Below are 6,844 nucleotides of genomic sequence, written 5' to 3' on the forward strand. Positions count from 1 at the left end.
CGGAGAGGTCAATCTCTCCGGGGCGATTTGTTTTGCGGGTTGTTGGCGAACTTACTGCGGCGACTTATTTCTTCGTGACCTTGTAGATCGCGTTCTCGATGTCAGAAGAGAAATAGATCGTGCCAGATTCCCCGATGCCGACGCCCGTCGGGATGTGGGTTGGCAGTCCTCCGGGCGCGCCGGTCAGGCCGATTGGAAGATTGGCGGCGATCTCGGTCACCTTGCCGGTCTCCGGCGCGATCTCGATCAAGCGCTTCGCGCCGACCTCCGCGACGATCAGCTTGCCGTCGCTGGCGCGTGCGATTCCCTCGGGCATTTTCAGGTCCTTGGCGACCACGGTCTTCTCGCCGTTGCTCTCGATCATGGAGACGACGCCGGAAAAAGCCTCGCTGACATAGACCTCGCCACGCGATCCGGCGACGAGCCCGACCGGGCCCTCGAGGCCGCCGATCAGCGGGGTGCGGTCCTTGCCGTGCTCGCCGCTGACGCGGACCAGCGATTTGGTGCCGAGCTCGGCCACCAGGATGCTGCCGTCCGCGAGCACGAGCGCGTCGTGCGGCGCCTTGAAGCCGTGCAGCATGTCGCGGGTGGCCCCGGTCTTGCCGTCGATCACCTGCACCGTGCCGGTGAACCAGCTCGACAGGACCACGTCGTTGCCTTTCGCCGTTGCGCTCATCGGATATTCGAGCGTGACGCCGGCGGCGTGCATGCGGGCCTTCTCGGTGACCTCGCCGGTCGCACCGTCCACCGTGCGATAGGCGAACACGTCGGCGACGTGGATCGTATCCTTGCCGTTCTCCGACGTGACGCCGATGCCGCCGGGCAAGGCGAGCTTGCCGATGATGACCTGCCGCGCCTGGCCGGTCGCCGGATCGACCTCCTGGATGCCGTTGTCGGCCATGTTGGAGACATAGATTCGGTCCTTGTCGTCGATCGCGAGATTGTCCAGCGACGGCTTCAATTGCGCGACCATGGTCTTGGCGCCCGATTTGGGATCGACCCGAACGAGCTGGCCGAGCGCGGTGTCGACCACCCAGAGATTACCCTTGGAATCGAAGTTCACCGCGGCCGGGACCTTGAAGCCATCGGCGACGACGGTCAGCTCGGCCTTGTCGACGTCGACCTTTGCGACCTGTCCCTTGAACCAGAGCGGACCGTAGAGCTTGTCGTCGGGACCGAACTCGAAGCCGTTGAGGCCGCCCATCTTCTCCATAATCTGGCGCGGCGGTTTGATGCCCTCGACGTCGATCTCGTAGAGCGTGTCGCCGAGGAAGACGGTGGTGGCGTACAGCCTGCCGTCCTTGCGGAAGGCGAGCGAATTGATGCCGGGAAGGCCGGAAGCGAGTTTATTGATCGGGCCGTCGCCCTTGCGCGAATAAAGATCGCCGGCCAGGAAGCCGGTCCAGGCCATGGTGCCGTCAGGCGCGAACGCGATGTCGTCGGCCATTCCGACCGGGGCGGGGATTGCAACCTTGGCGGTACCGCCGGCGATGTCGACCTCGTAGAGCGCCGCGCCCGCGACGCTGCCGGCAAACAGATGGCCCGCCTTGTCGATCGCAAGCCCGTGCACGCCGTGGAACGCCGAGCCCGGGACGAGCCGGGTAACCTCCCAGTTTTCGGCCGAAACGCTGGTGACGGAGACAATCGCAGCGACGAAGGCTGCGCAGGCGAGCCTGTTCTTCATGGCGAGACCTCCCGTTTTTTGGAAAGTATTCGCTCCTCACGCCGCTTTGGCAAACGAAACTTGACGTTGTGATGCCGCCAAGCGAGCCTCGCGCGTCGACGTCAAATCCGGATCGTGTTTGAAGATGACCGGCCGATCTCGGCCGGTTCGCGGGCTTTACCGATTGGTGACCTGCAAAGGTCCGCCGGTTGCGTCCGACATCCGGGCGATGGCGCCGGCGCGGCCGCTCATCATGCCGTCGAGCCGGTCGCGCTCCTTCTCGAAACCGGCCAGCATCGGGCCTTCCAGCGAGCGGCCGCGCGGCAGTTTCACACGCAGCGGATCGACGAAGCGGCCGTTGACCAGGATTTCGTAGTGGACGTGCGGGCCGGTCGACGCGCCGGTCGAACCGACGAAGCCGATCACCTGGCCCTGCCGCACCTTCTTGCCGGGCTCCATGCCCTTGGCGAAGGCCGACATGTGGCCATAGGCGGTCTCGTAGCCGTTGTTATGCTTGATGCGGATGTATTTGCCGTAGCCGCCCTCGGGGCCGGCCTTCTCGATCACGCCGTTGCCAGAGGCGAAGATCGGCGTGCCGTAGGAGGTGGCCCAGTCGACGCCGGTATGCATCTTCACGTAGCCGAGGATGGGGTGACGGCGGCCGCCGAAGCCGGAGCGCATGATGGCGTTGTTGACGGGCTTGCGCACCAGGAACTTCTTCGCGCTCTTGCCGGTCTCGTCATAGTAGTCGACGACGCCGTCGTCGGGGCTCTGGTAGCGGTAGTATTTCTTGGTCTCGCCGCCGAGCGTAAGCGAAGCGAACAGCACGTCGTTCTTTTCGCTCGCGGTCACGCCTTCGTCTTCGCCGGCGTAGAACACGTCGAATGAATCGCCCGGCGCCACCTTGCGCTGGAAATCGACGTCGTAGGAATAGATCTTGATCATGTCGTCGATGACAGGCATCGGCACTTTGTTGCGCATCGCGGTCTCGTAGATGCTCTGGTAGAGCCGCACGCCCGTGCCGTCATCGTCGTCATCGTCGTCGCTGTTGGCGTTCGCCGCCGCGTCCGCGACGGTATTCATGCTGGAGACGTCGACCGCGACATATTTGCCGAGATCGGACAGCGCCGCGATCGCCTCGACCATGGTCTCGTTGGCGATGACGACGCGGTAGGGCTGCAGACGGGCGCCGGGGCTTGCGGGCGCCATCAGGATGCGCAGCTTCTCGCCTTCCTTCAGGCCCCCGTCGCGGCCGCGCGGACCGAGCGTCGCGGTGATCGCCTTGATCTCCTCGGCCGTGGCGCCGAGATCGCGCAGCACGCCGGCGACGCTGTCGCCCTTCTTGACCACGTGGACGCGTTCGCCGTTGGGATTGCCGCCGGTGATCTGTTCCTTGGTCTTCGGCAGCAGCGTGACGTTTTCCGGCACCACGCGCGTCTCGAAGCCGGCATAGGGATCGGACGGCGACACTTCGGTGGCGTAGGCGCTTCTGATCTCGGACGGGCCGGTCGCGCCGGAGACGTCGGCCGCAGCATTGGAGAGCGCGGCGTAGCGCACCCCGCCATTGCCGCGCCAGTTGGCGGCATCGCGGACCCGCATCAGGATGTCGTCGAGCGCCACCACTGCGGTAATCTTGGCTTTCGGCAGCACCTGGGAGAGGTCCTTGGTGACGAAGGAGACCTCGGCGTCGGGTTCGACGGCTTCCGGATTGTTCGGATCCTCGGATGCCGTCTTCGGATCGGAGCCGACATCGGTGAGAAGGCGCTGGGCGTTGAACGGCGGGATCTTCGCCGACAGGTCGCTCGTCGTCATCGACAGATTGCCGGCGATCCGGATGAAGGGACGCACCCGCATCACGTCGCGGTTGCCGACGCGGGCGACAGTCGAGACGCGCACGATGTTGCGCGAGGCCGTGGATTCGTTCGGCGGCGGTAGGCGGTCGCTCTTGTGCAGCGTGGCGGCGCGGTCGGCTGCGCCGAATGCACCGCGCAGCGCGCCTTCGACGCGCTCCGGTACCTTGGCGAAGGTCATCTCGCCGTCGAGTGAAGCGAAAACGGCGCCGCCGATCAGGGCTGCGCCGCAAAGTCCGGTCAGAATTGTCCCGCTGAACCATTGCACCGAGACGCGGCGGCGATCGATGACCGCGGCTTCGGAACCATCGACGGACAGCGGCGGCTCGTGGCCGAGATCGATGATCCCGGTCTCACGCCCGTAAGCGCCGCGTGACGTCCTGTGGTTCAACCCAAGTCCCCCAATCAACGACCCGAGAGCCCGATTTCGAGCAGCCCCGTTCCGGGCAACCCTGTTTCGAGCCCCTCCTTACGCCGCCCTCTCTGGGGCGTCTCTGGAAAAGGCAAGCCGCATAGGCGTCCGCGGTCAGAAGGCCCAGATGACGGACCGGCCGAAATTACGAACAGCTAAGCGGAAAAAAGATCTCTCGATGTGTCTCGAATGTCTGAAGAAGGCCGCTTCATCGGATGATCGCCTTCCTCTGACCCCACACGAACCGCCGGCAGCCCCCACTGGCATCCCTGCGATTCAAGCTTTGTCTGTACCAGAACGCCGGGGGATTGTGGCTCAAGTACGGCGCCTAATATGGAAAAGTTTCCGGAAACGGCCGGGCGCCAGGGGCCTTCCAGGGGCGGGCGCTCCAAGTCAGGTCCAGGCCGCGTTCAAGGCGCCTCCATGCCGCCTCCGGAGCCCCCTCGGGCCCAAACTTTTTTTGGGTTTTTTCTCCGCACTGGCCCGATCCAGCCGCTCGGCGACTTTCTAACCCGCTGTAAACGCGTGGATTTTTCGAACAATCCACCGTGCGACGATTTTCTGACAATGGTCGTTGACAACCCCGATGGGTGGGGCCTATAACCCGACCACTGAGCGCGGCGCCGCCGGGTCACTGACCAAGGCGAGCGAACGCGCCACTGATGCTCCTCACCTTGTTGAGTGACACAACAGTCGACGTAAGTCGATTGGGGTTCATCCATCGTCGGTAAGGGTGTCGGAACCCTTCCTCTTTGGAAGGTTGGGGCCTCCTGGTCCCGGGCTGTTTGACAAGTGAAGATGAAGAAAGAGAAACGTGGACGGCGGAGTCCTTGCGCCTCTCGGATACTGAAGAGCTTCGGCTTTTGAGTTCTGAGAGGGGACGAAAGACTTCGGCGGTACACGTTTTAAGGTTACACCATCGTTGCCAGCGATGTGAATCGCGGGCAGCTCATCGACTTCGGTTGATGAAAAATGGTGGGACCTCGTCAAAACGTTGTGATCAGCCGGTTCAAAGTTCAAGTCCAACTTGAGAGTTTGATCCTGGCTCAGAGCGAACGCTGGCGGCAGGCTTAACACATGCAAGTCGAGCGGGCGTAGCAATACGTCAGCGGCAGACGGGTGAGTAACGCGTGGGAACATACCTTTTGGTTCGGAACAACACAGGGAAACTTGTGCTAATACCGGATAAGCCCTTACGGGGAAAGATTTATCGCCGAAAGATTGGCCCGCGTCTGATTAGCTAGTTGGTGAGGTAATGGCTCACCAAGGCGACGATCAGTAGCTGGTCTGAGAGGATGATCAGCCACATTGGGACTGAGACACGGCCCAAACTCCTACGGGAGGCAGCAGTGGGGAATATTGGACAATGGGCGCAAGCCTGATCCAGCCATGCCGCGTGAGTGATGAAGGCCCTAGGGTTGTAAAGCTCTTTTGTGCGGGAAGATAATGACGGTACCGCAAGAATAAGCCCCGGCTAACTTCGTGCCAGCAGCCGCGGTAATACGAAGGGGGCTAGCGTTGCTCGGAATCACTGGGCGTAAAGGGTGCGTAGGCGGGTCTTTAAGTCAGGGGTGAAATCCTGGAGCTCAACTCCAGAACTGCCTTTGATACTGAGGATCTTGAGTTCGGGAGAGGTGAGTGGAACTGCGAGTGTAGAGGTGAAATTCGTAGATATTCGCAAGAACACCAGTGGCGAAGGCGGCTCACTGGCCCGATACTGACGCTGAGGCACGAAAGCGTGGGGAGCAAACAGGATTAGATACCCTGGTAGTCCACGCCGTAAACGATGAATGCCAGCCGTTAGTGGGTTTACTCACTAGTGGCGCAGCTAACGCTTTAAGCATTCCGCCTGGGGAGTACGGTCGCAAGATTAAAACTCAAAGGAATTGACGGGGGCCCGCACAAGCGGTGGAGCATGTGGTTTAATTCGACGCAACGCGCAGAACCTTACCAGCCCTTGACATGTCCAGGACCGGTCGCAGAGATGTGACCTTCTCTTCGGAGCCTGGAACACAGGTGCTGCATGGCTGTCGTCAGCTCGTGTCGTGAGATGTTGGGTTAAGTCCCGCAACGAGCGCAACCCCCGTCCTTAGTTGCTACCATTTAGTTGAGCACTCTAAGGAGACTGCCGGTGATAAGCCGCGAGGAAGGTGGGGATGACGTCAAGTCCTCATGGCCCTTACGGGCTGGGCTACACACGTGCTACAATGGCGGTGACAATGGGACGCTAAGGGGCAACCCTTCGCAAATCTCAAAAAGCCGTCTCAGTTCGGATTGGGCTCTGCAACTCGAGCCCATGAAGTTGGAATCGCTAGTAATCGTGGATCAGCACGCCACGGTGAATACGTTCCCGGGCCTTGTACACACCGCCCGTCACACCATGGGAGTTGGTTTTACCTGAAGACGGTGCGCTAACCCGCAAGGGAGGCAGCCGGCCACGGTAGGGTCAGCGACTGGGGTGAAGTCGTAACAAGGTAGCCGTAGGGGAACCTGCGGCTGGATCACCTCCTTTCTAAGGATGGTTCTTCAGAAGCTTGCTTCTATCGAACCGTTTTAGAAACATCAGTGGCCAACGGTCGTCAGGATCGTTGAGCTGCATTGGCGGGATTTCGCCGTCTTCGTTTCTCTTTCTTCGCGGACGAACACGCGCTGGGGCTGCAACCTTGCAGAATCCCTGGTCCTTGACTGGATATGCGTTAGGGGCTTGTAGCTCAGTTGGTTAGAGCGCGCGCTTGATAAGCGTGAGGTCGGAAGTTCAAGTCTTCCCAGGCCCACCACACTCATCGAGTGAGCATTCGTCTTCTGGTTACGGGGCCATAGCTCAGCTGGGAGAGCGCGTGCTTTGCAAGCATGAGGTCGTCGGTTCGATCCCGTCTGGCTCCACCAGATGGTTTGATCACCGACTACTCATACCGTCGT

The 6,844-nt window shown here is 61.4% G+C and carries 2 protein-coding genes, 2 tRNA genes and 1 rRNA gene; 3 read left to right on the forward strand and 2 right to left on the reverse strand.

The window, feature by feature from the left end; genetic code table 11:
* Positions 1 to 64: 64 nt before the first annotated feature.
* The gene (locus tag AC0L3C_RS07860) at positions 65 to 1,684 is read right to left on the reverse strand and encodes a hypothetical protein (protein ID WP_473282593.1); all 1,620 of its coding nucleotides are present in this window, start codon (positions 1,682 to 1,684) and stop codon (positions 65 to 67) included.
* A 156-nt stretch (positions 1,685 to 1,840) separates the two neighbouring features.
* Positions 1,841 to 3,904 (reverse strand): peptidoglycan DD-metalloendopeptidase family protein, encoded by a 2,064-nt coding sequence (locus AC0L3C_RS07865; RefSeq protein WP_473263795.1) that lies wholly within the window; start codon positions 3,902 to 3,904, stop codon positions 1,841 to 1,843.
* Between the two features lie 1,044 nt (positions 3,905 to 4,948).
* On the opposite strand from AC0L3C_RS07865, the gene AC0L3C_RS07870 reads away from it, so the two are divergent.
* From AC0L3C_RS07870 to AC0L3C_RS07880, 3 genes are all read left to right on the forward strand, one after another.
* A 16S ribosomal RNA gene (locus AC0L3C_RS07870) occupies positions 4,949 to 6,437 on the forward strand.
* A gap of 188 nt (positions 6,438 to 6,625) precedes the next feature.
* Positions 6,626 to 6,702: transfer RNA gene (locus tag AC0L3C_RS07875), tRNA-Ile, on the forward strand.
* 33 nt (positions 6,703 to 6,735) lie between these two features.
* Positions 6,736 to 6,811, forward strand: a tRNA-Ala gene (locus AC0L3C_RS07880).
* The last annotated feature ends 33 nt before the right edge of the window (positions 6,812 to 6,844 follow it).

The organism is Bradyrhizobium sp. WSM4872 (genome assembly GCF_055811715.1).

Bases quoted from the DNA above. Each gene is read 5' to 3' on its own strand.
- AC0L3C_RS07860 (WP_473282593.1), bottom strand. From the start codon at position 1,684: ATGAAGAACAGGCTCGCCTGCGCAGCCTTCGTCGCTGCGATTGTCTCC.